Here is a 25,448-nt window from a genome sequence, read left to right on the forward strand (position 1 = left end):
CGAGGTGCTCAGCCCGGCGGCGACGGCGGAGCCGCCGGCTGCTCGATTGGCGGCGGGGAGGGCGAATGTTCGGCTGCCTGCGCAGGCTCCGGCTTCGTCAGCGGCTCGACCACATTGCCGCCCTTGTAGACGCGGGCGTAGCGGTGGCCGAGGCTGGTCAGCACCTCATAGCCGATCGTGCCGAAATGGTGCGCGAGTTCGTCGACGGTGATGCCTTCGCCGAGCAGCGTGACCATATGACCGCGCCGCGCCGCGTTCGGCGGCACATCGGTGATGTCGATCGCGATCAGGTCCATGGAGATACGACCTGCCACAGGACAGCGCTTGCCGGCGACGATGACCTCGGCGCCACGTGTGCCGTCGTTGGAGCTGGCGGCGCGGAAATAGCCGTCGGCATAACCGACCGCGATGATCGCAAGTTTGGTCGGCCGCCGCGCGGTCCAGGTGCCGCCATAGCCGACCGTCTCGCCGCGCTCGACATTGCGGGTCTGCACGATGCGTGCCTTCAGGTCGACGACCTGCTGCATCGGATTGTCGGCCTCCGGTGTCGGATTGACGCCGTAGAGCGCTGCACCCGGCCGCACCAGATCGAACTGGAACGGCGCGCCGAGGAAAATGCCCGAGGAATTCGCGAGCGCCGCCGGGACTCCGGAGAATTCGCTGGCGATGCCGCGGAAGGCCGCAAGCTGCTTGGCGTTGACGGGGCTGTTGAGCTGCTCGGCCGAGACCAGATGGCTCATCACCAGCGTGATGCCGTGATCGCCGGCATTGATGCGGGGGATGATGGCCTGCGCCTCCGCAAGCGTCAGGCCGAGCCGGTTCATGCCGGTGTCGATATGGATCGCGGCGCCGCCCGACCAACCGGTGCGGCGGCAGAAAACGTCCCATTCGGCGAGCTCGTTGAGGTCGCCGATCACGGGACGACAATTGATCTTGGCGTAGTGCTCGCCGGTGTTCTGGAAATAGCCGCCAAGCACGTAGATCACCGCGTCCGGCACCGCCGCGCGGGCGGTGCGGGCCTCCTCGATGGTGGCGACGAAGAAGGTCTTGCAGCCGGCCTTGTTCAGAGCCTGCGCGACCTGCGCGGTGCCGCATCCATAGGCGTCGGCCTTGATCACCGCCGAGCACTCGGCCGGCACCGCCGTCTTCTCGAGCTTGCGCCAGTTGGCGATGATGGCGTCGAGATCGACGGTCAGCACGCCGCCATAAGCTGCGAGCGCAGCGGCCTGATTGGCCTCCGTGGAAAGAAGGCCGGATTGCGGGATCATGTTGGGGTCGGACGCCTTTGTCATGGCGCCGTTTTACGCAAGAGGCCTGCGGGGTTCAACCCACGGAACTGGTCAATGACCTAGTACTCGCCACCACGATCCGGCAGCTGGCCGTCATGGGCAAGGTCGCCGAAGCGGGTGACCGAGGCATCGAAGTGGAGCTCGACAGTGCCGGTCGGACCATGACGCTGCTTGCCGATGATGACTTCAGCCCGGCCGACCGTGCGCTCCATGTCGGCCTGCCATTTGGCGTGTTCCTCGGTGCCGGGACGGGGTTCCTTCATGGCGAGGTAATATTCTTCGCGAAATACGAATAGCACGACGTCGGCGTCCTGCTCGATCGAGCCGGATTCACGCAAATCAGACAGCTGCGGCCGCTTGTCGTCGCGCGATTCCACCTGACGCGAGAGCTGCGACAGCGCGATCACGGGAACATTCAGCTCCTTCGCCAGCGCCTTCAGGCTGGTAGTGATCTCTGTGATCTCCTGCACGCGGCTGTCGCTGGCGCGCTTGCCCGAGCCGGAGAGCAGCTGAATGTAGTCGATCACGAGCAGATCGAGGCCCTTCTGCCGCTTCAGCCGGCGCGCGCGTGCCATCAGCTGCGCAATCGACAGGCCGCCGGTGGCATCGACATAGAACGGTAGCGACTGCAGTTCGATCGACACCTGGCGGATCTTCTCGAAGTCTGCTTCCGAGATGCCGCCGCGGCGGATGTGGGAGGAGGGAATGCCGGTCCGCTCGGCCACGATACGCGTGGCGAGCTGGTCGGCGGACATTTCGCAGGAGAAGAAGCCGATCACGCCGCCATTGGCGGCCTTCATGGTGCCGTCGGCCTGGAGCTCTGGCACATAGGCTTGCGCGACGTTGTAGGCGATGTTGGTCGCCAGCGACGTCTTGCCCATGCCGGGACGGCCTGCGACGATGATGAGGTCGGAGTGCTGCAGGCCGCCCATCTTGGTGTCGAGATCGCGCAGGCCCGTCGAGATGCCGGACAGCTTTCCGTCGCGCTGGAAGGCCTTTGCGGCGAGATCGACCGCGACGGTCAATGCCTGCGAGAACTTCTGGAAGCCGCCGTCATAGCGGCCGGATTCGGCGAGCTCGTACAGCTTGCGCTCGGCGTCCTCGATCTGCGCCCGCGGCTGGAAATCAACCGGCGCGTCATAGGCGACGTTGACCATGTCCTCGCCGATGCCGATCAGGTCGCGCCTGAGCGACAGGTCGTAGATGGTGCGGCCATAGTCCTGGGCGTTGATGATGGTGGTCGCCTCGGCGGCGAGGCGCGCGAGATATTGGCCGATCGTCATGCCGCCGACATCGGTGTCGGCGGGCAGGAAGGTCTTCAGCGTGACGGGCGTCGCAATCTTGCCCATCCGGATCAGGCTGCCGGCGGTTTCGAAGATGGTCTGGTGCAGCGGCTCGAAGAAATGCTTGGCCTCCAGAAAGTCGGAGACGCGGTAAAAAGCATCGTTGTTGACCAGGATCGCACCCAGAAGGCTCTGTTCGGCCTCGATATTGTGCGGCGCGCTCCGGTACGCGGGAGTTCCGGCGTCGGGTGCGAGTTTGAGAACGTTCGAATCAGTCAGGGCCATGGTCGGACGTGCTTAGCAATTTTCTTGGGCGGATGCGGGGCCGGGATAAAGCGCCGCTGCAGGCGAAAGCGGAAGCAAAAGCTCGCCGCTATCAACCGATCTTAAAAATGGTGGATGATTAGCAGCCGGAGCATGCGCCGCGCTTGACGGATTTTCGCGGAACTTGGGTCGGACCGGAAGCGGCCGTGATCCCGTCACGAAAAATCCGGATGCGGTGAACCTAATGAATTAAGGTGCAGACCTATTTGAGAGCGCAACAGGGCGCACTGGTGCCCAGTGTGGGTTCAGACCAGCAGGAGATAGACCAGCGCAACCAGGGCCGCGCCGACGCCGGTGGCGATCAGGGCGTAATCTGTGCGGATGTCGTCCTGCACGTCGAATGAGGTTTGAGTCTCTTTGCGCATGACGACGGTCTAAGGCAGGGCCGTCGAGAGGAATGTGAACCAGATCACATCTCCCCGGATTCTTTCGGGGTAGGAGAGGGAACGGGCGGCCCGGCCAGGGGATTACCCAGGGACCCGACCAGAGAAAGATGAGGCAGGCGATGCGGCCAGAACGGCAGCCCCGGATGTGGCGTAGCGAGGCAGGCAGTCGGCTTTGGCTGTCCGGGCTGATCGCGACCATGGAGCATGCCGCGCAACCCAAGATCCGGTGTCAGCCGGTCGCTCCCGAGATCCTCGTGGAATTGAGGGCGCAACTGGCTTTACCAGCCTCTTACCGCATCTCGCAGATATCGACCCTGCGCCACTAGGTTCTATTCACCAGCGAGCTTCAGCTTCGGTTTGGCGCCGCCCTCGAGAGCACGCAGCCGGGCTTCTTCGCGCGCGATATAGTCGCGCGTCATGGGGACCACGCCCTGGCGCTTGGTGAGCTGGACCTGGAAATTCATCATCCCTTGCTTGCGGAACGTCATCTCGCAGGCCGCGAGATAAAATTCCCACATCAGCGCAAAGCGCTCATCGTAAAGTTGTACGGCTTCCTCACGGCGCGCCATGAAGCGTTCCCGCCAGGCTTTTAGCGTTTCGGCATAATGCAGGCGCAGGATCTCGATGTCGCAGACCAGGAGGCCGGCGTCTTCGATCGCGGGCAACACTTCCGAGAGCGAGGGGATGTAGCCGCCCGGGAAGATGTATTTGGCGATCCAGGGATTGGTCGAATCCGGTCCCTGCGAGCGGCCGATCGAGTGCAGCAGCATGATGCCGTCGTCGCTCAGCAACTCGGCGCAGCGCCGGAAATAGGTGGTGTAGAACCTGGCTCCGACGTGCTCAAACATGCCGACCGAAACGATGCGGTCGAATTGCCCGTCGATGTCGCGATAGTCCTGGAGCAGGAATCGCACCTGTTGCGTGAGCCCCTTTTCGGCGGCTCTTGCGTTCGCGATTTGCAACTGCTCCGTCGACAGCGTGACGCCGGTGACGTTGGCCCCCGTGATCTCGGCGAGATAGAGTCCGAGCCCGCCCCAGCCCGAACCGATGTCGAGCACGCGCTGACCGCGGCTGACCAGTAGCTTCGCTGTGACGTGCCGCTTCTTGGCGAGCTGCGCATCGTCGAGCGTCGCGTCCTGCGTCTCGAAATAGGCGCAGCTGTATTGCTTGTCGGCGTCGAGGAAGAGTGAATAGAGCCTCGCATCGAGATCGTAGTGATGCGCGACATTGCTGCGCGAGCGGTTCCGCGGATTGAACTGTCTGAGGTGCCTGACGAGATAACGCAGGTGCCACCAGGGTTTTGCCCAGTGCGGCAACAGGTCGGCTTGATCGAGCAGGATCGCCAAGGCATCAGCTATGCTGCCGCGCTCGACGACGAACTCACCGTTCATATAGGCCTCGCCAAGCCCCAGCTCGGGATTGATGAGGACTCTCCTTTGTGCGTCGGCTGTGACAAAGCGCACTTCGACCGGCTCACCGGAGCCGTCACCGACGCTGAATTTCAATCCGGCGGCCGTGGTCACCGTCATCGACCCGCGGCGGATGAATTGAGACAAGAACCTACGCAACAAGCGGTCCATCGACACCAACCTCTCGAGCGAACCCGAAAAGATGCCACTACCCGGCCGTCACATCGACGCTTGGAAAATCCGTTGGTTCCCATGCGTTCGCATGTAAATCTAAGCACCCTGTTACCAGCCCGCTATTGCGTTGTGTTCAAAGCCGATATTCGAAAATGGCGTGTTCACATGCCTGTTGAGTGCGCTTCCATTCGCGGCGCAATCGGCTAAAAGGTGACCGCTGCTACGCCGGGTGCCGGCCTTATCTATCGGATTTCAATGGAGATGATGGGAATGTCGAGCCGAGCGCTCAGCCTCGCCACGGTGCTGTTTCTGGTCGGCTTCGGTGCCACCGATGCCGTTCTGGCGCAGGCGACGAACCTCGAGGCCGGCAAGGCCCCGTCCCAACTCTTCGCGCAGACCTGCAACGCCTGCCACAAGAGCCCGCGAGGGCTTTTGAAGACGGTCTCGCCGAGCTCGCTGCCGGGCTTCCTGCGTCAGCACTACACCACCAGCCCGGACATGGCCGGCGTGCTGGCGTCCTACCTTGTCTCCAATGGCGCCGCCGACGTCCGTTACCAGGCAAAGGATGGTAAGGAGGGCAGGGACAAGAAGGAAGGCGCCAAGGAGAAGGACGCCAACACAAATCCGGCCCAGTCGCCTGAGCATCAGGGCCGCCGCCAGCGCCCGCAAGAGGCAGCCAAGCCGGAGACCGAGGGTGCACCCACGGCGCCCGAGGGGCGCCAGAAGCGCGCCGCGCGACGGAGCGAGGAAGATGCCAAGGAAGGCTTAAAGCCTGAGGCCACTACCGAACAGCCGCCAGCGGGCCGTAAGGGCAAGCGCATGAGCAAGCGCGGCAAGCCGGAGGGCGACGGCACCCCTGCGCCGAAGGTCGATTCCAAGGTGGAATCCAAGACCGAGAGTGACAAGGTCGATTCCGGCCGTGAAGGGTCCAAGCCCGACAGCGCCAAGCCGGCCGAGAAGCCCGCCGAGGCCAAGCCGGAGAGCGCCAAGATCGAGCCGAGCGGCAGCGAGGCGCCGGCTCTGCGGCCTGATCCGGTTCCGCAAGTCACGCCGGCGCCGCCGGCGGCGGCCGCTAAGCCGACTGAGCCGGCCGCTGCTCCCAAGGCTGCCGAAGCCGCGGCGTCCAAACCGGCCGAGCCCGGGCCCAGCTCCGAGCCGGCCCCGTCTGCGCCCGCCGCTGGGCCGTCGCCCGCTGAGTCCTCCGGTCCGCCGGCTCCGCCGATCTCGCGATAACCAAAAACCGTCTTGTTGATCTGCGAAGGCTGCGCCCAGCGCGGCCTCAGCGTCATCTTGACCGCGATTAGAGCAATACTCTAGAGTCATGCTCTAGGAGGCTCCGATGTCATCCGGTGTGCGCGAGGATTTGCTGGCGGCAGGGCTCGCGGTGTTCGACCGGTTGGGTTTCGAAGGCGCGACGGTGGCCGCGATCCGCGCCAGGGCCCGGGCTTCCAACGGCAGCTTCTTTCATGTCTTCGGCTCCAAGCAGGAGCTCGCCGGCGCACTGCTGCTGGAGGTGCTACGGCATTATCATGGCGCGATGCTCGCAGCGCTTGATCCGTCGCCCGATGCGAAGCAGGGCATTGATCGCTTGATCCGCGCCCATCTCGACTGGGTCGTGCTGAGCCGGCGAGAGGCGCGCTATCTCTTCGAGATATCGCGCAACGAATGGAGCGAGAACGTCCGCGAAGCCCAGCGCGCCCAGAATGCGCGGCTTGCTGAAGGCATCGAGCGCTGGCGCGCGCCGTTGCTCGCTAGCGGCGACCTTCTGCCGATGACTCCAGCGATGTTCGTCAGTCAACTCATCGGGCCGGCACAGATCTTTTGCCGCGCCTTTCTGTCGCGACGCGATCGCGCTGATCCACGCACCGAAGCCGACGCGCTGATCGCCTGCGCCATCCGTGCGCTGGTACCGCCGGAACGCGCCAACAAGGAGTGGCATGATGAGTAACGAGGCCGATCCCGATTTCATTCCGATTGCTGAGCGCATCCACGCCAGTGTCGGCCGCCAGGGTTTTATGAACCTGGTCGGCGCGGAGCTGTCGGAGATGTCGCGTGGTACCTGCACCATCGCGGTCGAGCGCCGGCCGGAGCTGTTGCAGCAGCACGGCTTCTTCCATGGCGGCGTCACCGCCTTCCTGGTCGACAATGCCACGACCATTGCGGCGGCGACCTCGCGCGGTCAGGCGGCGCTGACGGCGGAATACAAGCTCAATCTGTTGTCGCCGGCGGTCGGCGACAAGCTGATCTGCCGTGCGAGGGTGATCAAGCCGGGCCGCCAGGTCTCGGTAGTCGCGGCCGATGTGTTCTGCGTCAGCGACGGCGTTGAGAAACATACGGCTACGGCGCTCGCCTCGATCGCGATGCTGAGCGAGGATGTCGCGCTCAAAACGAAAAGCCCGGCTGCCTGAGGCAGCCGGGCTTCGCAGCCCACGCGAATGCGAGCTTACTTCTCGGTCTCGTCCGCAGCCGGCGTCGGCTCGACCTCGTCGTGCTGGGCTTCCGGATCGAAGAACTCGCCAGCGGCCGCGATCGCCTCGGCGGCCGCGTCGCGGTCCTCGTTGCGGGTGGAGATGTCCTCGCCGCGGTTGATGCGCTCGGCCTCGTCCTGGCTGCGCGCAACCGTGACAGTGACTACGACCTCGACCTCGGGGTGAACGGCGACGGTGATCGAGTGCTTGCCGATGGTCTTGATCGGCGCGTCAAGCTGCACCTGCGGACGGGCGAGCGTAACGCCGTCAGCCTCGAAGGCGACAACCACGTCGCGCACGGTGACCGAGCCGAACAGTTGGCCGGCCTCCGAAGCCTGACGGATCACGATGATGTTCTTGCCCTCGATCTTCTCGGCGACCTTGGACGCCTCGCCCTTCGAGGCGAGGTTGCGAGCTTCCAGCTCGGCCTTCATGCCGTCGTACTTGGCGCGGTTGTCGGCGGTGGCGCGCAGCGCCTTGCCGCGCTTGAGCAGGAAATTGCGGGCGTAGCCGTCGCGAACCTTCACGACTTCGCCCATCTGGCCGAGCTTGCTCACGCGTTCCAGCAAAATGACTTCCATATTCGTTCTCCTTTGAAGTGCTCTGGGTTTTCAGGTTTCGGGTTGGACTTAAGATATCGGCAATGGCGGCGGTTGTCGGTTGCGAAGGAAGCGCTGGCGCAAACCGAACACGGCGTCCGCGAGGCCAAGGATGACCATCGCGATCACCGGCCAGCCGAACACGACGACGACGGCATAGGTTGAACCGAGCCAGAACGTGCGGCTCTTCAGCGCGAGCGTCAGCGTATGCAGCACGGCGAAGCCGGTCAGCGCGTAAGCCATCATCAATGCCGCCGTGGTGATCTGCGCGACGATCGCGAGCAGGCCGCCGCTGAAGCAGAAGGCGAGTGCGATGCAGAGCACCGCGAGCGTCATCGCCGGCAATTCGGCCGTCTTCAGGTCCGGCCAAGGGCGGCGCAGCCGGCCTGATGTAGCCGTCACTTTGGCGCTGAGCCAAAGGTTGAGTGTGAGCGTCATCATCGAGACGATAGAGGCAGCAGCCGGCGCGATGCGGATCAAGGCATCGATGAACTGGTCGGCCTCACCGGAGGCCTGCGGATCGGCGGTGCGGAGGATGCGCATCAGACCACGTCGCAGCGTGCCCGTGATGGTCTCGGCGTCGCTACCGAGCGTGAGCAGAGCGGCGATCGTGGTCAGCACGGCGAAGCCCGCGACCCACAACAGGATGCGGCCGACCGGGTACCATTCGATTTCGGGTTCTGCTGGCGCCGCGACGGCGAGCCCGGGCGTCGCGCTCGACACGTGTCGGCCGAGCAAGACAAGATGGCCGAGCCACCAGGCCGGCAGTGCGACGGTGACGGCAAAGGCGAGACAGTAAGGCAGGCCAAAGATAGCGCCAAGGCCGATCGCAGCGGCGATGCCGCCCAGAGTCGCGTGGAGGGGGCCCCAGCCGATCGCGGCGACCATCAGCGGCAGCGGTGCCAGATAGAACAGGACGAGCGAGATCAGCGCGCCCGACACGATCGAGGCGAACATCAGCGCCGACGCGGCGCCGGCGATCAGGGCTATCAGTCCAAATACCATCATCAGCTGTCCCGCTCCCTTCGAGCGGTTAGAGGCGCTTTGCCCCAACCATCGGCGACCGGACGACCCGGAGGCCTTATGAGTTCAGAAGATCACGACCGGCGACGGCAATCGTCGCCGGTCGAAAGCGGTCGTGTCAGCGAATGACGTAGGGCAGCAGGCCCAGGAACCGCGCGCGCTTGATCGCGCGGGCGAGTTCACGCTGCTTCTTCGCGGACACCGCCGTGATGCGGCTCGGCACGATCTTGCCGCGCTCGGAGACGTAACGCATCAGGAGCTTGGAGTCCTTGTAGTCGATCTTCGGCGCATTGGCCCCCGTGAACGGGCAGCTCTTGCGGCGACGGAAAAACGGGCGGCGTGCACCAGCTTCAGCCATTGTTCTTACTCCCCATCCGTTTCAGCTTCGTCGCGCGGACGGCGCGGGCCACGATCACCGCGGAAGCCGCCGTCGCGATCGCCACCACGGAAGCCGCCTTCGCGCTCACCGCGGAAGCCGCCGCCACGGTCGTCACGCTCGCGATCACGGTCGGCCTTGCGCATCATCGCAGACGGGCCTTCCTCGAGTTCTTCGACGCGGACGCTGAGATAGCGGATCACGTCTTCGCTGATGCGCTCCTGGCGCTCGATCTCGGCAATGGCCGCGGACGGCGCATCGATGTTGAGCAGCACGAAATGCGCCTTGCGGTTCTTGTTCATGCGGTAGGTGAGGGAGCGAACGCCCCAATTCTCGGTCTTGGTGACCTTGCCGCCGAGACCTTCGACGATGCCGGTCATCTGCGCAGTCAGCTCTTCGACCTGCTGCGTGCTCGCGTCCTGGCGCGCGAGAAAAACATGCTCATAGAGAGCCATAGTGGTCCTTTCCTCGTGTTGGCGCATCACCCGGCGTCAAGCCCTTAAGAGACCTTCGGAAAGGACTCTGGGATTAAGCTCAGAAGGCGGAAACACGGGACGACGGGCCGACTGGCCCTGCCACACCAAAACCACGGAGGATTTGCTGAGACCGTCCGTTCAGCTCCCGGCCGGGGTCTGCGGATGCGCGCGTTATACGGATTTTGGCCGACTTGGCAAGGTTGAGCGCTTCGCTTTCGGCCCGGATCGTCCCGCTGCGGACTGACACCGGTCCTCCGGCTTGATTTATTTGTTTGTATGTCATACAAATAATCGAGCGAGAGATCCGATGGTGGAAAAGTCGGCCCAGGAGCCGCTTAAGGCGGCTGGCGACCCCAAACATGCGGCGCGGGCGACACGCTCCGCTGGCCGCAAGATGCGGTCCCTGCTGTTGGATGCGGCGAGCCCCTTGTTTCGGGAGCGGGGGCTGTCAGGCACCGCGATCACCGACATCGCAGCCGCGGCGGACGCGTTCCCGAGCCAGATCACCTATTATTTCCGCACCAAGGAGGCGCTGTTCGTCGAATGCGCCTGCCGTGATCTGCTGTATTTGGCGCGGGCCACCGAGCAGGCGGCACTGAACGCGCACACGCCGGGCGAGTACACCCGCACGTTGGTCGAGACAGTGACGGCGAGCGATTCGATTGCCTTCTTCGCCGAGGCGCTGACACTGACCCGGCGGCGCCAGGACCTGGCGCCGCTGGTCGAGCGCACCATCGAGCGCCTGCATTCTGAAGGCGCGCGCGCCTATGCGGGCCAGGTGGCGCGCCATGGCTGGCGCTCGCTGCGCGCACCTGACGAAAGCTCGCGGCGGTTCTGGGCCGTCGCCATCGGAATCATTCTCGAGGGCTGCGCCATGGGCCGTTCGCCGGAGGCGCTCTGCGCCGAGATGCTGCGCGTGCTTGGCGAGCAGGCGAAATCCGCTGGCGACAGTGCGCTGCTGCGTCTCGTCGACGACGAGCACGATGCATCGAGCCATCCGAACAAGGAGAGGTAGGTCATGACAGCGCTTCGCATGCGTGCCCGCGATTTCCTGACCGACGATCAACTGGCCGACGTACGACAGCGCGTGACGTGGAAGGGCGTTGCGATGATCGCGCACGCCTGGACGCTGATCATTGCTGCGATCGCCCTGGTGGCATGGTGGCCCAATCCGGTCACCTACATTCTCGCCGTCGCAATCATCGGCTCGCGCCAGTTGGGCCTCGCGATCCTGATGCACGACGGCGCGCATGGATGTCTATCCGCGGACGAGAAGACTAATCTGGCGTTGAGCCAATGGTTTTGCGCCTATCCGCTCTTTGCGGAGACGCGCAGCTACCGGCGCTATCATTTGCAGCACCATGCCCGCACCCAGCAGGAGGACGATCCTGATCTGGTGCTGTCGGCGCCGTTTCCGATCACCAGGCTCAGCTATCGCCGCAAGTTCATTCGCGACATCACCGGACAGACCGGCTACCAGCAGCGCAAGGCGCAATTGCTCAACGCTCTCGGTCCGAAGGAGTGGCCATGGCGTCAGCGCGCCACCCACTTCTGGGACAAGCTCGGCCCGCAATGCCTCGTTAACGCCGCGATGCTTATCGCGCTTGCGGCGGCGGGCGCATGGTGGGCCTATCCGCTGCTGTGGCTGGTACCGCTACTCACCTGGATGATGGTCATCACCCGCATCCGCAACATCGCCGAGCATGCTGTCGTGCCTGACAGCAGCGATCCCCTGCGCAACACCCGCACGACGCGTGCCAATTTCCTCGAGCGGCTGTTCATCGCGCCGTATTACGTGAACTACCACCTCGAGCATCATCTTCTGTTCTACGTGCCCTGCTACAATCTGCCGAAGGTGCATCGTCTGCTGAGCGAGAGCCGGCATGCCGGCCGTATGGAGGTGCAGCCGGGCTACGCTGCGGTGCTCCGGCTCGCGACCGCCAAGCCTGATCGGGATGATCGTCCCGGCCAACTCGTCAACAGCGCGCGGCGTGTGCGCGCTGGGGCAGCGGTCGACGCCAACCAGACCAACGGCGGGTTCTAGGGGCCGCTCCCCAAGTGAATGCTGGCCGAAGTTCCTATCTTGGCTTGACATTCCGGCCCTGGACAGTGTCTACGGCCCCCTTTGAAGCATGATCCGGAACCATGATCTAAGGCCGTGCGTAATCGGCTGCCGGTTCTTGAGAGTGGTCACGCCCGACAAGCAGGGAGCGCCGATGACGGCAGCATTCACATTTCCTGGGCAGGGTTCCCAGGCAGTCGGTATGGGCAAGGCCTTGGCCGACGCCTTTCCGGTGGCGCGCGCCGTGTTTGACGAGGTCGATGCCGCGCTCGGGGAGAAGCTGACGGCGACTATCTGGGATGGTCCGGCCGAAACCCTTCAGCTCACCGAAAACGCCCAGCCGGCCCTGATGGCGGTGTCTGTGGCCACTTTGCGCGTGTTGGAGACTGAGGCCGGGTTTTCCGTGGAGCGGGATGCGGCCTTCGTGGCCGGCCACTCGCTCGGCGAATATTCGGCGCTGGCCGCGGCCGGCAGCCTGACCCTCTCGGACACCGCGCGCCTGCTTCGCATTCGCGGTCTCGCGATGCAAAAAGCTGTGCCTGTTGGCGCCGGCGCGATGGCCGCGCTGCTTGGCCTCGATTATGACGCGGCCATGGAGGTCGCCAAGGAGGCGGCGCAGGGTCAGGTCTGCCAGGCCGCCAATGACAATGGCGGCGGGCAGGTGGTCGTCTCCGGCGACAAGGCTGCGGTTGACCGTGCCGTCGAGATTGCCAAGACCAAGGGCGCCAAGCGCGCGATGCTGCTGCCGGTGTCCGCGCCGTTCCATTGCAAGCTGATGCAGCCCGCGGCCGACGCCATGGCGGAGGCGCTGTCCAAGGTCACGATCAAGGCGCCGGCTGCGCCGTTGGTGTCGAACGTGCTGGCCAGCGCCATCACCGATCCCGACGAGATCCGCCGCCGCCTGGTCGAGCAGGTCACCGGCACTGTGCGCTGGCGCGAGTCGGTTGCCTATATGGCTGGGCAGGGCGTTACCCGTTTCTTCGAGATCGGCGCGGGCAAGGTGCTGACGGGGCTCGTCAAGCGCATTGCCGACGGCGCTGTCGGTGTTGCGGTCGGCGGTCCCAATGATATTGCCGCCGCCAAGGATGCATTGGCCGCTGCGAAGCAGGGCTAGAGGAGTACGCGATGTTCGATCTGACTGGCAAAAAGGCGCTTGTCACCGGCGCGACCGGCGGCATCGGCGGCGCGATTGCGCAGGCGCTGCACGCGCAGGGCGCCACCGTCGCGATCTCCGGAACACGCAAGGAGGTGCTGGATGAGCTTGCCGGCCGGCTTGGCGAGCGCACTCATGTCCTGCCCTGCAATCTCTCCAAGGCCGACGAGGTCGAGGCGCTGGTGCCGGCTGCGGAAGAGGCGATGGGCCAGGTCGACATCCTCATAGCCAATGCCGGCATCACTCGCGACAATCTGTTCGTTCAGCTCCGTGACGAGGATTGGGACGAGGTCATCAACGTCAACCTCACCGCGACCTTCCGCCTGGCGCGCGCCGCCACCAAATTGATGATGCGCAAGCGCTTCGGCCGCATCATTGCGATCACCTCGATCGTCGGCGTCACCGGCAATCCCGGGCAGGGCAACTACACCGCGTCGAAGGCTGGCCTGATCGGCATGATCAAGACCCTCGGCGCCGAATACGCCAAGCGCGGCGTTACCGCGAACTGCATCGCGCCTGGCTTCATCAAGACGCCGATGACGGACGCGCTCAACGACAAGCAGCGCGAGACCATTCTGGCCAAGGTTCCGGCTGCCCGTCTGGGTACGCCCGAGGACATTGCGGCAGCCGCCGTCTATCTCAGCTCGAACGAAGCGGCCTACGTCACCGGCCAAACCATTCACGTCAACGGTGGCATGGCCATGATCTGACGGCCTCGTTTCGCACTGCCCACATGGGCAATGCAGGATGCGGCAAACGGCCGTTTCCGGAGCGAAATGAGGCGTGTAGTCAAGGCACTTGAAGTATGATAACCGGACGCTCAACGGATGGGCAAAGAACGCCATTGCAGGTTTTTGAAACCCTGTATATTGGCGATGCGGAGCCTTGGCCGTCGTTCGCCTGGTCGCATCGGGTTAAGGTGTGGCCAAATCAAAGTTCGTAAGCGAAGGCAGTCAACGACCACGACGGCTCGTATCGTCCCGGGGGGTCGGGTCTACAGGGAACAACACGAGGTTATGCAATGAGTGACATTGGCGAGCGGGTTAAGAAGATCGTGGTCGAACACCTTGGTGTTGAACCCGAGAAGGTTGTCGACGCGGCGAGCTTCATCGACGACCTCGGCGCCGACAGTCTGGACACCGTCGAACTGGTGATGGCGTTCGAAGAAGAATTCGGGTGCGAGATTCCGGACGATGCCGCTGAGACGATTCTCACCGTCGGCGACGCCACGAAGTTTCTCGAGAAGAACGCGAAGAGCTAAGGCTCTTCATTTTCGCGGGGACAACATTGAAACCGGACGGGCCGCTTCGCAGCGGTCAGCCGGTTTCTTGTTATTGGCCGTGAATCTTTCGATGCGGAGTTTTCGGATATGAGGCGGGTTGTCGTTACTGGTCTCGGCATGGTGTCGCCACTCGCCTGCGGCGTCGAGCCGACCTGGAAGCGCATCCTCAACGGCGAGAGCGGTGCGCGCAGGATCGAAAGCTTCGATGTCTCCGATCTGCAAACCAAGATCGCCTGCACCGTCGTACGCGGCGACGGCAGCAACGACACGTTCAATCCCGACAAGTGGATGGAGCCGAAGGACCAGCGCAAGGTCGACGACTTCATCATTTTCGGCATGGCTGCCGCCGGCCAGGCCCTCGACGATGCCAACTGGCATCCCGAGACCGAAGAGGACAAATGCGCGACCGGCACCATGATCGGGTCCGGCATCGGCGGCCTCAACGGCATAGCCGACACCGCCATTCTCTTGAAGGAGCGCGGCCCGCGCCGGGTATCGCCGTTCTTCATTCCTGGCCGCCTGATCAATCTCGCCTCCGGCTACGTCTCGATTGCACATGGCTTGAAGGGACCCAACCATTCCGTGGTCACGGCGTGCTCGACCGGCGCCCATGCGGTCGGTGATGCCGCCCGCCTGATTGCGCTTGGCGATGCTGACGTGATGGTCGCCGGCGGTGCGGAGTCGCCGATCAGCCGGATCGGCATAGCCGGCTTCAACGCCGCGCGTGCGCTCTCGACCGGCTTCAACGAGACGCCCGAGAAGGCCTCCCGCCCCTATGACAAGGACCGCGACGGCTTCGTGATGGGCGAGGGCGCCGGCGTCCTGGTGCTGGAAGAGCTCGAGCACGCCCGGCGCCGCGGCGCACGGATCTACGCCGAGGTGATCGGCTACGGTCTGTCGGGTGACGCCTATCACATTACCTCGCCGTCGCCCGACGGCGATGGCGGTTTCCGCAGCATGTCGGCTGCACTCAAGCGCGCCGGTCTGACGGCATCCGACCTCGACTACATCAACGCGCATGGCACATCGACGCCGCTCGGCGACGAGATCGAGCTTGGCGCGGTCGAGCGGCTGCTCGGCAATGCCGCATCCAAGGTTGCGATGTCCTCGACCAAGTCCTCGACCGGCCATCTGCTCGGCGCGGCCGGCGCAGTCGAGGCGATCTTCGCCGTTCTTGCGATTCGCGATAATATCGTCCCGCCGACCATCAATCTGGACAATCCGTCGGTGGAGACCGCGATCGATCTCGTGCCACATAAGGCGAAGCAGCGTGACGTGAACGTCGCGTTGTCGAATTCTTTTGGTTTCGGCGGTACCAATGCGTCGGTGATCGTCCGGCGTCTGGCCCAATAGTTTTGCGTTTACGACGAATCCACCGTTTTGCCGTATTCGGCGATAGTCATATCCGTGGGCGCGTGCATTTGGCTCGGCAAGTGATTGTCAGGCTGCGATTGAACCGGCAGGATTCAGGTTGCTTCGATGAGTGAAAGGCCGCCCATTTCGCCCCGGAGTCCGCGGGCAGCGCTCGAGCCCGAGCAGGTCCCGCCGCCGCCGAGGCGTTCGGAGCGGGCGCGCAATCCGTTCGTCGTGGTCGGTAACGCCATCATCACTCTGCTTTTGATCGGTATGATCGGCGCGGGCGCGGCCTATTATTACGGCCGGCAGGTGCTTGAATCGCCCGGACCGCTGAAGGAAGACAAGATCGTCAACATTCCCCAGCGTGCCGGCAAGCGCGATATCGCCGAGACCCTGAACCGGGAAGGCGTGACCGACGTCAATCCCTGGGTGTTCATCGGCGCCGTGGCCGCCCTGAAGGCGAGCTCGGACCTGAAGCCGGGTGAATATTCGTTCCAGAAGAACGCGAGCCTGCGCGACGTCATCGCCACCATCGTCGAGGGCAAGGTGGTGCAGCACGCAGTCACCATTCCGGAGGGCCTGACCTCCGAGCAAATCGTGGCGCGGCTCTCCGACAACGACATCTTCACCGGCAGCGTGCGCGAAGTACCGCGCGAAGGTACGCTGCTGCCCGAGACCTACAAGTTCCCGCGCGGGACCCCGCGTGAACAGGTGATCCAGCGCATGCAGCAGGCGCACAAGCGCGTGCTCGCGGAGATCTGGGAACGCCGCAGCCAGGACCTGCCGGTCAAGACGCCGGAGCAGCTGGTGACGCTCGCCTCGATCGTCGAGAAGGAGACCGGCAAGCCGGACGAGCGCAGCCGCGTCGCCGCCGTGTTCGTCAATCGGCTGAAGCAGAAGATCAAGCTGCAATCCGATCCGACCATCATCTACGGTCTCGTCGGCGGCAAGGGCACTCTGGGACGTCCGATCAAGCGCAGCGAGATCACGCAGCCTTCGCCCTACAACACCTATGTGATCGAGGGCCTGCCGCCCGGTCCGATCTCCAATCCTGGTCGCGCCTCGCTGGAGGCCGCCGCCAACCCGGCCCGCACCCGCGACCTCTATTTCGTCGCCGACGGCTCGGGCGGGCATGCCTTCACCGAGACCTACGACGCGCATCAGAAGAACGTCGCGAAGCTCCGCGCGATGGAAAAGCAGATCCAGAACGACACGGTCGAGCCGGCCGAGGATGCGCCACCGCCCGCCGTTCCACCGCCCGCAGCCGCAGATACTGCGCCCACTGCGACCACACCCAAGCCGCCCCAGAGGAGGCCGCCAGCCCGGCCAGCGGCACCCGCCCGCCAAGGCGCGATGCAGCCATCGCCGCCGGTGATCCAACGCTAGGTCTGATCCAGCCCCGGGCCGGTGCAGATCGGCCTGCGGACATTGCGGATTCCATTTTCGTGCAAAATAGTCTTAAGATTCCCGTGGCCTGATGGCCTCGCGAATCCCATGCTTGTTGGAGAATTTGACCTGATGGCGCTGTCGTCCATGACCGGCTTTGCCCGAAGCCACGGCGCAAGCGGGCCGTACACGTTCGAATGGGAATTGAAGTCGGTCAACGCCAAGGGCTTTGACTTGCGGGTGCGGCTGCCGCAGGGCTTCGACGAGCTTGAGGCCCATGCCAAGAAGCGCGCCGGCGAGCTGCTCTCGCGCGGCACCGTCTACGCCAATCTCAACGTCAAGCGCGCCAACGCGGCCGCTACCGTGCGCGTCAATGAGGACGTGCTCAACGCGGTGCTGAAGGCTGCCGCAGTCATCTCCGGCAAGGTTGATGCCGTGGCGCCGAGCATCGACGGCCTGCTTGCCATCAAGGGTGTCGTCGAGGTCGCCGAGCCCGAGGGCGACGAGGAGGAGGACAAGGCGGCGCGCGCCGCCGCAGCCGAAGCCTTCGACAAGGCGCTCGACGAACTCGTTGCGATGCGCAAGCGGGAGGGGATTTCGCTCGGCCAGATCCTGACCCAGCGAGTCGACGAGGTCGAGCAGCTGGCAAAAAGGGCCGAGGCCGCTCCTGGCCGCAAGCCCGAAGCGATCAAGGCGAGGCTCGCCGAGCAGATCGCCGCGCTGCTGGACACCACTGACCGTTTCGATTCCGACCGCCTGATGCAGGAGGCGATCCTGATCGCCACCAAGGCCGACATCCGCGAGGAGCTCGACCGCATCGCCTCCCACATCGCGCAGGCGCGCGAGCTGATCGGCAAGGGCGGCCCGATCGGCCGCAAGCTCGACTTCCTGGCGCAGGAGTTTCACCGCGAGGTCAACACCTGCTGTTCGAAGTCGAACGATATCGAGCTGACCAATACCGGCCTCGCCATGAAGAACGTGGTCGAGCAGTTCCGCGAGCAGGTGCAGAATCTGGAGTGATCGATGACGACGAGCGGTCACGGAACTGATGGGGTCGAGCGCCGCGGATTGATGTTCGTGCTTTCCTCGCCTTCAGGCGCGGGCAAGACGACGTTGTCGCGCTTGCTGATCGAACGCATGTCGGGCCTGAAAATGTCGGTCTCCGCGACCACGCGGGCGATGCGGCCGGGCGAAGTCAACGGCAAGGACTATTCGTTCGTCGACAAGGCCACGTTCGAGGCGATGGTGAAGGCCGGCGAGCTGCTGGAGTGGGCGACCGTGTTCGACAACAGCTACGGTACGCCGCGCGGCCCCGTCGAGGCCGCGCTGTCGGCCGGGCAGGACGTGCTGTTCGACATCGACTGGCAGGGCACGCAGCAGCTGCGCGAGAAGGCGCGCGCCGACGTCGTCAGCGTCTTCATCCTGCCGCCGTCCGCGGCGGACCTCGAGAAGCGGCTGCATTCGCGCGCGCAGGATTCCGACGAGGTGATCCGCAAGCGCATGAGCCGCGCCAGCCACGAAATGAGCCACTGGGCCGAGTACGATTACATCGTCATCAACCACAATGTCGATGACGCCTTCGCCGAGGTGCAGTCGATCCTGAAGGCCGAACGCCTCAAGCGCGAGCGGCGGACCGGCCTCGTGAGCTTCGTGCGAGCGCTGCAAGGTCAGCTTCAAGGCTAGGGTCGAAGCCGGGTTGCGACAGCCGCGGCCCTTGCGCCGCCAGCCGTTCCAGCATCGACGTGATGATATCGATGTCGACGGCCGTTTCGTCGGGCGCATGGTTCTCATGCGTGTTCGCGTCGCGTACGTCCTCTTGGTGCGCAGCCAGATCGGCCAGGTCGTGATCGGCCACTTCGTGATCGGTCTCGTCTTCGTCATGCCTGTCGGCAGCAAGCAGCGGCGCCGGCGTCTCGATCTCGCCGTCGAAATAGTCGATCTCGGCTTCGTCAGGTTCTGCGGCCGCGAGCTCTGTAGGACGGCCCTGTGCTGCAATCCGGCCGATCGCGTCGCTGAATGCGGCGATTTGTGGCGCTTGCGGACGCACGGCGTCGAAGTCTACCGGAAGCGGCCGCGCCACGCGTGGCCCGGGTGTCGGTGCTGCGTTGAGCCACGGCGCGCGGCTGTCGTCGCGATCCTGCCGATAGTCCCAATTGACGCGGCGATCGGACGTCTGCACGCGCGCGCGTCCACCGGCGAAGCGGTAGATCAGGCTGGCGAGCAGGCCGGCCAGCGCCAGCGCGCCGCCGACGACGAGCAATAGCATCTGAACCGAGCCGGTCGGCTTGGTGGCCGCGCTATCTGCGGCAGCGAGCGCCACCGGGGCCGGGGCCGGTTGCGCGCCTGGCTGAGCAGAACTCGTTGCAGGTGCGGAGGCGGGTGCAGATTGCGGCGCGGCTGCCGTGGCGGCATCGGGCCAGCGTGTGTCGGTCACGGGCTGTGATGCACTGCCATCCGTGGTAGTGCCAAGCGCCTGCTGCGGTGACGTTGTGGCCGGTGCTGGTGCGCTCGTTGCGGGGCTGGACTGCGGTGCGACATACTCGGCACGCGCATTCTGCACCGATGCCGGCGCGGCGGGAGCTGCATTCGTCGCATCGGCCGTCGCCTGCGCGCTCTGCGTCGCCTGCGCGCTTTGCGTCGCCTTGCTACCTTCCGCGCGCAGATACCAGCATTGCCGTTTGGTCGCGCGCTCCACCCGGTAGAACCAGTGCTGCCCCTTCGGTGCGACGCCCTTTGGCGAGGTCAGGCAGTCGCCCGCGGCGTTTGTCGCGCTTGCTGTTGCTGTGCCTGCGGCAGCTGTGCTTGCCGCGCTGGGCGCAGTCGGCGCGTTCTGCGACACGGCGGCCAAGGGTGCGCCGGCAATGATGCTGCCAATCAGCGCGGACGTAAATTTTGCGGTGCGGTTGCCCATCCTGGTCTCCCGGTTACGCATGACGCAACTCGTTACCGGCCCTTTCTCTACAAAGACTTAGGTGGCAATGAGCCGCAAATCCGGAGACGATGTGGCCTGAATCGGGCCCGCGTTGTGTTTGTTCCATCGGGAATTTGGCCATTTCGAAGGCGGCAGGGCGGTCCGCAGTTCCATGTTGCCGGAGAGCTTTGCAGCACTTCTCGCAGCAGAATCTGGGCGAGCCTTCGGTCGTTGATCGCCCTACGGAGCCCAAGACGGATCTGCTCGTGGGAGAGCTCAGTCGGGATGTGACAGGTTTCGCAGGAGCTCACTCCGGACGACTGCGGAAGCTTACCTCCACGCGCTCGCCAGCTTCAGCGTCAAGATCCCCAGCACGCCGCTGATCAATCCCACCATCGTATACGACTGCGCAAAAAGCCGGTCTCGATGAAGATTTGGCACGCAAGGGCAAAGCAGATCGCGGTGAGCAACAGGCAGGCGGCGCCGGCAATGATCGCGAGGTAGCGGATCGCGGCGGCGACAGGTCTGGCGGAGGATGCAGGCTCGGTCATACAGCGAGATGGATATACGGCGGACGCTTCTGCAGCGTCTCACACGGGTAACAGCATCACTTGCTTGCGCAGCAATCGACCAGTGCGCGCCAAATGCGCTGGATTTCGACATTCCTCTGAAGCTCGCGGACGTGGTTCTCGGTCGCGTGGGAGGATACGACTTCGACGTGCTGTTCGCGCGGCACGATCCAGCGTTCCGAGATCGGATCGTACCATTTGCTGGGAGTGACCAATTTCGTATCTCCTCTTCATCCCCCTGGTTTCTGCGCCTATCCCATGCGCCGGTTGCTGGTGTTCTGGGTGAGGTTGCCGTGCGCGGCCTGCTCACGAATGTTCTGCTTCTCGTCGTCACGATGACCTCTGGTGGTGTCGACCGGAACTGTCGGCGCGCTGCCGGCACCCTTGTGACACTGGTTCTCGCCGGGAACAGGCTGCACGGTTTTTGTCAGCGGCTTCGTCATACGATTCGGACTCCGTCGTTGCCTTGACAAAGGCCAACGCGTTGGACGCGCGGGGCGTTCCATGCGCGGATCTGACCTAATTGTGGCGGTGCGCAGTGCCAGCGCGCGACTTGTTCTGCTCGTCGGATGAGGATCCATCGAAGGACATCTCCGCCTTCCGGGCGCGGAGCTCTCGGTGCTAATCAACATTGCTGGCGCGGGCATCGCTGGTGACTATGCCGCGTTGCACGGTTGCCACGCCTCGAACTTCGTTCTTGGCCGGAGAACTACGGAGCCGCTACCCGAGGCGTGCTTCGCGCGCCCGCGATGGTCTGTTCAAGTTCCGGTACGCGTCGATCGCCTTGTTGGCAAGCATCAGCGGCCGACGTTCGCCGGTCTTGAGCTGCACTTCGATGGCATCGAGAATGATGTTCGCGGAGCTGTCAGGCGGGCCGAGCTCGCCGCTCTTCTCGAGGAAGCTCCAGGCGATGAAGAATGCGCTCTCGACCGTGCAACGAATGGACATACGCTGCCAACGCGATGGGGCGGCAGCCGTTCCGTGACCGTCGGCGAGAGGCGCATCCCGCCGCCGGTCGTAACTCAGTTCTTCAGCACGATGCGGCCGACCACCTTGCCGGCACGCAGTTCGTCGATCCATTTCTGGACGTCGCCCATGGGCTCCTCGCGCATCGGCGTCGGCTTGATCTTGCCGGCGCGGGCGAGCGCCATTAGCTCATGGGCCTCGGCGAGTGTGCCGACCATGAAGCCTTCGACGGTCAAGCGCTTGTAGACCCATTGCACCATCGGCAGCGTGAACTGGCCGCCCATCAGGCCGGAGACCACGACCTTGCCGCCGCGCGCGGCAACTGCCACCGCAAACGCCATCGACTTTTCATTGCCGGCGAAATCGACGATCTCGTCGAAGCCGCCGTCGGTCTCCTTCAGGATGCGCTTGACCACGTCGGGCTCTGACGGATCGTAGGCGTTGGCAGCACCGTTGTTCAGCGCGGTCTCACGCGCGGCGCCGCTGAGATCGGCGACCGTGATCGGCTGCTTGAACATCGCCTGCGCGAATGACAGGCCCATCATGCCGACGCCGCCAAGGCCGATCAGCAAGAGGTTACGCTGACGGGGACGGTCGACCAGGCGCTTGAGCGCGCCATAGGCGGTGACCCCCGAGCACATCAACGTCGCGGCCTGGTTGACGGGCAGGGGATCGTAGTCGAGCAGATATTTTGCGTCAGGCACCAGCACGTGGGTGGCGAACCCGCCATCGATGGAGACGCCGAGGAAGCGCTGCTTTGCGCAGAGGTTCTCGTCGCCGTTCTTGCAATCGCGGCACTGACCGCAGCCGATCCAGGGAAACACCGCCTTCTTGGTGCCGACGAGGCTCGCCGGCACGTCAGGCCCGACTTCGTCGACGACGCCGGCGATCTCATGGCCGAGCGTGAAGGGCAGCGTCATGCCACGCGTGGTGTCGAGCTTCTTGCCACCGCCGAGATCGGCATAGCCGTCCTGGATGTGCAGGTCGGAATGGCACAGGCCGCAGCGCTCGATGCGCACCAGCACCTCTCGTCCTTGCGGCTTTGGCGTGTCGACGATGGTCTCGCACAGCGGCGCATCGAACTTGACGAGGGACTGCCGACGCATCAACGCCATTTTCTTTCCTCCGGAATTCAAATTGTCAGGTTTCGCTGCGTATATCCGCCAATTCACGCGCCATGGCAACAAAGCCGGAGACGGGAATGGTCTCGGCGCGCCGCGTCGCATCGACGCCTGCGGCGGCCGCAAGTCGCGCCGGATCGACACTCAGCGATTTCAGGCTCTGGCGCAGCATTTTCCGGCGCTGGCCGAAGGCCGCGGCCGCGACCTGTTCGAGCATCTTGCGATCGCAGGGCAGAGGCTCCGCGCGCGGCTTGAGCCGCACAACGGATGAGGTGACCTTTGGCGGCGGCACGAAGGCGGACGGTGAAATGTCGAACAGGATCTTGGTCTCGCAGCGCCAGTTGGCGAGCACGCCGAGCCGGCCATAGGCCTCCTCGTCCTCGCGCGCGACGATGCGCTCGGCGACCTCGCGCTGAAACATCAGCACCATCATGTCGTACCAGGGCGGCCAGGGTTCGGTGGTGAGCCAGTTGATCAGGAGCTGGGTCGCGATGTTGTAGGGCAGATTGGCGACGATCTTGCCGCGCTCGCATGCAAGCAGCGGCCGCGGATCGAAGGTCATGGCGTCGCCATGCACGATCTCGAGTCGTCCGGGGTAGCGCGCGGAAATATCCTGAAGTGCGGGTATGGCGCGCTCGTCGTGCTCGATCGCAATGACGCGTCTGGCGCCGAGCGCGAGCAGGGCACGCGTCAGCCCGCCGGGGCCCGGACCGATCTCGACGATGGTACTCTCTTCGAGCGGCGCCGCGGCGCGCGCGATGCGTGCGGTGAGGTTGAGGTCGAGCAGAAAGTTCTGGCCGAGCGATTTGCGCGCCGACAGTGCGTGCTGGCGGATGACCTCGCGTAGCGGCGGGAGGTCGTCGATCGCACTCATCAGCTTGTCGCAGCCGCCATGCGGCTCGCAAGCTTGAGTGCGGCAATCAGGCTCGCGGGGTTCGCCTTGCCAGTGCCGGCGATATCGAAGGCGGTGCCATGATCGGGCGAGGTGCGGATAAAGGGCAGGCCGAGCGTGACGTTAACGGCCTCGTCGAACGCCACCGTCTTGATCGGGATCAGCGCCTGGTCGTGATACATGCAGACCGCGCAGTCATAGGTGTCGCGCGCGGCTTCGTGAAACATGGTGTCGGCGGGCAGTGGGCCCCTGGCGTCGATCCCGTCGTTACGCAGAACCTTGAGCGCCGGCGCGATCACGGTCTGCTCCTCGTGGCCGAGCGAGCCGTCCTCGCCGGCGTGAGGGTTGAGCCCTGAGATCGCGACGCGCGGCCGGGCAATGCCGAAGCGGGAATTGAGCTCGGTCGCGACGATGCGCACGGTCGAGACGATCAGATCGCTGCTCAGCTGGGCGAGAGCATCCCGCAGGGACACGTGGATCGTCACCGGCACCACGGCGAGCCGCGGCGACCACAGCATCATCACCGGCTGCGGCACGTGGCCGTCCTTGCTTGCGAGCTCGGCGAGGAATTCGGTGTGGCCGGGATGGCGGAAGCCGGCGCGGTAGAGCACGCTCTTGGCGATCGGGTTGGTGACGACGGCGCTGGCGAGCCCTGCGCGCACGTCGGCGACGGCATGGCGGATCGAGGCGAGCGCGGCCGGTGCGCTCGATGCGTCCGGCTTGCCGGGAGCGGCGGTGGCGTGTTCGCCGGTCGCAACCACGGGCAGGGCGTCGGCGAAGGTGGCTTCAGCTTCACCCGGGCTCACCGCGGCGATCCTGGCCTCGGCGCCAAGCGCCGTGCCCAGCAGCCTGGCGCGTTGCGCGATCAACGCATCATCGCCGAGCAGGTAGAAAGCCGGCAGGTCCAACTCGCGACGCCTGAGCCAGGCTGCGATGGTAATGTCGGGGCCGATGCCGGCGGGCTCTCCGAGCGTCAGTGCAAGGGGCTTTGCGGGAGCGGCCATCAGCGGTTGCGATATTCGATCATCGCTGCCTTGCGAAGCTCATCGAGATAGGCTTTCTGCGTCTTCTCGTACTTCTCGGTATACATCTTCAGCTGGATCTCGCGCTTCTTCGGCGTATCGATCGTGGTCGGCTTGCGCGAGCACAGCACGACCATCTCGATGCCGGATTTGGTCACTTCGGGTGCCGTGAGGTGGCCGATCGGGGTGTCGTCGAGCACCTTGCGGAGCGCTTCGGGCAGGTCGGCGGTGGTCTTGGTGACGGTTTCGCGGATGGTGGCGTTCGGCGTCGAGCGGAACAGCGAGTTGGCTTCCTCGCAGCTTCCGATGCGCGCGCGATATTGCTCGGCTTCCTTCATCCGCGTCTCCTGGAAGGCAGAGGACGAGCCGCGCGGCACGATCAGCACGATCGGCTGCATTTTGTATTCGGTACCTTCGATCTGGAGCTTCTCGTCCCCGCCTTGTCGGACCTTGTCGGCGACGTCCTTCTCGCCAACGATCAGCTTCTCCTTGAAGCGACCGCGCACGAGGCTGGTCCAGACCATTTCGGACCTCATGCGGCTCTTGAGCGTGTCGGGTCGCACCCCCTTGACCTCGAGCGACTTGGTCAGCATCTCGGGCGAGATGCGCATGCGTTGCGCCATGCCCTCGTAGGACTGGTTGATGTCGGAAGCGGCAGGATCGACGCCGTACTTCTTGCCTTCCTTCAGCTTGATCTTGTCGTCGATCAGCGTGTTGATGACCTCCTGCCGGCTCGGGGTCTTCTGCGTCGTCAACTGATCGAGCTTGGTGCGCTGCTCAATATCGAAATCGGTGATGGGCTCGCCGTTGACCATAACGACGATGTTCTGCGCCCGTGCCGGCGCGCCGGCCAGAACGAGCACGGCACCGAGGACGAGAAGGAGGAGGCGGAAGACAGGCAATGTGGTCGTCATGGTTGTC

Annotated in this window: 28 protein-coding genes; 12 read left to right on the forward strand and 16 right to left on the reverse strand. The window is 64.5% G+C overall.

Features of this window, described 5'->3' with window-relative positions:
• Nucleotides 1-8: 8 nt before the first annotated feature.
• The 3 genes from alr to BM374_RS18305 form a co-directional block, all read right to left on the reverse strand.
• The gene (alr, locus tag BM374_RS18290; RefSeq protein WP_092294535.1) at nucleotides 9-1,292 is read right to left on the reverse strand and encodes an alanine racemase; all 1,284 of its coding nucleotides are present in this window, start codon (nucleotides 1,290-1,292) and stop codon (nucleotides 9-11) included.
• A gap of 56 nt (nucleotides 1,293-1,348) precedes the next feature.
• On the reverse strand, nucleotides 1,349-2,857 hold the full coding sequence (locus BM374_RS18295; RefSeq protein WP_092294537.1) for a replicative DNA helicase: 1,509 nt from the start codon (nucleotides 2,855-2,857) through the stop codon (nucleotides 1,349-1,351).
• Nucleotides 2,858-3,611: 754 nt separating this feature from the next.
• Nucleotides 3,612-4,862, reverse strand: coding sequence for a cyclopropane fatty acid synthase (locus BM374_RS18305; protein WP_177248380.1), 1,251 nt, complete (start codon nucleotides 4,860-4,862; stop codon nucleotides 3,612-3,614).
• 273 nt (nucleotides 4,863-5,135) lie between these two features.
• Between BM374_RS18305 and BM374_RS18310 the strand changes: the two genes are divergently transcribed.
• The 3 genes from BM374_RS18310 (at nucleotide 5,136) to BM374_RS18320 (ending at nucleotide 7,273) form a co-directional block, all read left to right on the forward strand.
• Nucleotides 5,136-6,098: a hypothetical protein gene (locus BM374_RS18310; protein WP_177248381.1), complete on the forward strand. Its 963-nt coding sequence runs from the start codon at nucleotides 5,136-5,138 to the stop codon at nucleotides 6,096-6,098.
• 106 nt (nucleotides 6,099-6,204) lie between these two features.
• On the forward strand, nucleotides 6,205-6,813 hold the full coding sequence (locus BM374_RS18315) for a TetR/AcrR family transcriptional regulator (RefSeq protein WP_092294539.1): 609 nt from the start codon (nucleotides 6,205-6,207) through the stop codon (nucleotides 6,811-6,813).
• On the forward strand, nucleotides 6,806-7,273 hold the full coding sequence (locus BM374_RS18320; protein WP_092295017.1) for a PaaI family thioesterase: 468 nt from the start codon (nucleotides 6,806-6,808) through the stop codon (nucleotides 7,271-7,273). Before BM374_RS18315 ends, BM374_RS18320 begins: the two co-directional genes overlap by 8 nt.
• 35 nt (nucleotides 7,274-7,308) lie before the next feature.
• Here the strand turns inward: BM374_RS18320 and rplI are convergent, their stop codons facing one another.
• The 4 genes from rplI to rpsF all read right to left on the reverse strand — a co-directional run bounded on the left by rplI (nucleotide 7,309) and on the right by rpsF (nucleotide 9,786).
• Nucleotides 7,309-7,914: a 50S ribosomal protein L9 gene (gene rplI, locus BM374_RS18325; RefSeq protein WP_092294541.1), complete on the reverse strand. Its 606-nt coding sequence runs from the start codon at nucleotides 7,912-7,914 to the stop codon at nucleotides 7,309-7,311.
• 48 nt (nucleotides 7,915-7,962) lie between these two features.
• Entirely contained in the window at nucleotides 7,963-8,940 is a 978-nt protein-coding gene (locus BM374_RS18330; protein ID WP_092294543.1) for a DUF2232 domain-containing protein, read from the reverse strand.
• A 133-nt stretch (nucleotides 8,941-9,073) separates the two neighbouring features.
• Nucleotides 9,074-9,313 carry a 30S ribosomal protein S18 gene (gene rpsR, locus BM374_RS18335; protein ID WP_007592020.1) on the reverse strand — a complete coding sequence of 80 codons (240 nt, stop codon included), beginning with the start codon at nucleotides 9,311-9,313 and terminating at the stop codon, nucleotides 9,074-9,076.
• Between the two features lie 5 nt (nucleotides 9,314-9,318).
• Nucleotides 9,319-9,786: a 30S ribosomal protein S6 gene (gene rpsF, locus BM374_RS18340; protein ID WP_092294545.1), complete on the reverse strand. Its 468-nt coding sequence runs from the start codon at nucleotides 9,784-9,786 to the stop codon at nucleotides 9,319-9,321.
• Nucleotides 9,787-10,114: 328 nt separating this feature from the next.
• On the opposite strand from rpsF, the gene BM374_RS18345 reads away from it, so the two are divergent.
• From BM374_RS18345 to gmk, 9 genes are all read left to right on the forward strand, one after another.
• Entirely contained in the window at nucleotides 10,115-10,822 is a 708-nt protein-coding gene (locus tag BM374_RS18345) for a TetR/AcrR family transcriptional regulator C-terminal domain-containing protein (protein ID WP_092294547.1), read from the forward strand.
• 3 nt (nucleotides 10,823-10,825) lie between these two features.
• Entirely contained in the window at nucleotides 10,826-11,851 is a 1,026-nt protein-coding gene (locus BM374_RS18350; protein ID WP_092294549.1) for a fatty acid desaturase family protein, read from the forward strand.
• A gap of 172 nt (nucleotides 11,852-12,023) precedes the next feature.
• Nucleotides 12,024-12,983, forward strand: coding sequence for an ACP S-malonyltransferase (fabD, locus tag BM374_RS18355; protein ID WP_092295019.1), 960 nt, complete (start codon nucleotides 12,024-12,026; stop codon nucleotides 12,981-12,983).
• An 11-nt stretch (nucleotides 12,984-12,994) separates the two neighbouring features.
• The gene (gene fabG, locus BM374_RS18360; protein WP_092294551.1) at nucleotides 12,995-13,732 is read left to right on the forward strand and encodes a 3-oxoacyl-[acyl-carrier-protein] reductase; all 738 of its coding nucleotides are present in this window, start codon (nucleotides 12,995-12,997) and stop codon (nucleotides 13,730-13,732) included.
• A gap of 311 nt (nucleotides 13,733-14,043) precedes the next feature.
• On the forward strand, nucleotides 14,044-14,283 hold the full coding sequence (locus BM374_RS18365) for an acyl carrier protein (protein WP_008130699.1): 240 nt from the start codon (nucleotides 14,044-14,046) through the stop codon (nucleotides 14,281-14,283).
• Nucleotides 14,284-14,391: 108 nt separating this feature from the next.
• On the forward strand, nucleotides 14,392-15,657 hold the full coding sequence (fabF, locus tag BM374_RS18370; protein ID WP_092294553.1) for a beta-ketoacyl-ACP synthase II: 1,266 nt from the start codon (nucleotides 14,392-14,394) through the stop codon (nucleotides 15,655-15,657).
• A gap of 126 nt (nucleotides 15,658-15,783) precedes the next feature.
• On the forward strand, nucleotides 15,784-17,046 hold the full coding sequence (gene mltG, locus BM374_RS18375) for an endolytic transglycosylase MltG (protein ID WP_092294555.1): 1,263 nt from the start codon (nucleotides 15,784-15,786) through the stop codon (nucleotides 17,044-17,046).
• A gap of 132 nt (nucleotides 17,047-17,178) precedes the next feature.
• Complete coding sequence (locus BM374_RS18380) at nucleotides 17,179-18,066, forward strand: YicC/YloC family endoribonuclease (protein ID WP_092295021.1); 888 nt, start codon at nucleotides 17,179-17,181, stop codon at nucleotides 18,064-18,066.
• 3 nt (nucleotides 18,067-18,069) lie between these two features.
• Entirely contained in the window at nucleotides 18,070-18,729 is a 660-nt protein-coding gene (gene gmk, locus BM374_RS18385; RefSeq protein WP_092294557.1) for a guanylate kinase, read from the forward strand.
• Here the strand turns inward: gmk and BM374_RS18390 are convergent.
• The 9 genes from BM374_RS18390 to BM374_RS18425 all read right to left on the reverse strand — a co-directional run bounded on the left by BM374_RS18390 (nucleotide 18,662) and on the right by BM374_RS18425 (nucleotide 25,441).
• Nucleotides 18,662-19,957: a hypothetical protein gene (locus BM374_RS18390; RefSeq protein WP_177248382.1), complete on the reverse strand. Its 1,296-nt coding sequence runs from the start codon at nucleotides 19,955-19,957 to the stop codon at nucleotides 18,662-18,664. The genes gmk and BM374_RS18390 overlap by 68 nt on opposite strands.
• Nucleotides 19,958-20,340: 383 nt before the next feature.
• Nucleotides 20,341-20,508: a hypothetical protein gene (locus BM374_RS18395; protein WP_244552623.1), complete on the reverse strand. Its 168-nt coding sequence runs from the start codon at nucleotides 20,506-20,508 to the stop codon at nucleotides 20,341-20,343.
• 56 nt (nucleotides 20,509-20,564) lie between these two features.
• Entirely contained in the window at nucleotides 20,565-20,741 is a 177-nt protein-coding gene (locus tag BM374_RS38640; RefSeq protein ID WP_177248383.1) for a hypothetical protein, read from the reverse strand.
• Between the two features lie 36 nt (nucleotides 20,742-20,777).
• Nucleotides 20,778-20,969, reverse strand: a complete 192-nt coding sequence (locus tag BM374_RS18400; protein WP_092294561.1) for a hypothetical protein — start codon at nucleotides 20,967-20,969, stop codon at nucleotides 20,778-20,780.
• Nucleotides 20,970-21,246: 277 nt separating this feature from the next.
• Nucleotides 21,247-21,474, reverse strand: coding sequence for a hypothetical protein (locus tag BM374_RS18405; RefSeq protein ID WP_092294563.1), 228 nt, complete (start codon nucleotides 21,472-21,474; stop codon nucleotides 21,247-21,249).
• 74 nt (nucleotides 21,475-21,548) lie between these two features.
• Nucleotides 21,549-22,607: an alcohol dehydrogenase gene (locus BM374_RS18410; protein ID WP_092294565.1), complete on the reverse strand. Its 1,059-nt coding sequence runs from the start codon at nucleotides 22,605-22,607 to the stop codon at nucleotides 21,549-21,551.
• A gap of 25 nt (nucleotides 22,608-22,632) precedes the next feature.
• Entirely contained in the window at nucleotides 22,633-23,487 is an 855-nt protein-coding gene (gene rsmA, locus BM374_RS18415; RefSeq protein ID WP_092294567.1) for a 16S rRNA (adenine(1518)-N(6)/adenine(1519)-N(6))-dimethyltransferase RsmA, read from the reverse strand.
• Nucleotides 23,487-24,509, reverse strand: coding sequence for a 4-hydroxythreonine-4-phosphate dehydrogenase PdxA (pdxA, locus tag BM374_RS18420; RefSeq protein WP_092294569.1), 1,023 nt, complete (start codon nucleotides 24,507-24,509; stop codon nucleotides 23,487-23,489). The genes rsmA and pdxA overlap by 1 nt, the downstream gene beginning before the upstream one ends.
• Entirely contained in the window at nucleotides 24,509-25,441 is a 933-nt protein-coding gene (locus BM374_RS18425) for a SurA N-terminal domain-containing protein (RefSeq protein WP_177248384.1), read from the reverse strand. Before BM374_RS18425 ends, pdxA begins: the two co-directional genes overlap by 1 nt.
• Nucleotides 25,442-25,448 lie beyond the last annotated feature (7 nt).

The organism is Bradyrhizobium sp. Ghvi (assembly GCF_900115265.1).
GTDB lineage: Bacteria > Pseudomonadota > Alphaproteobacteria > Rhizobiales > Xanthobacteraceae > Bradyrhizobium.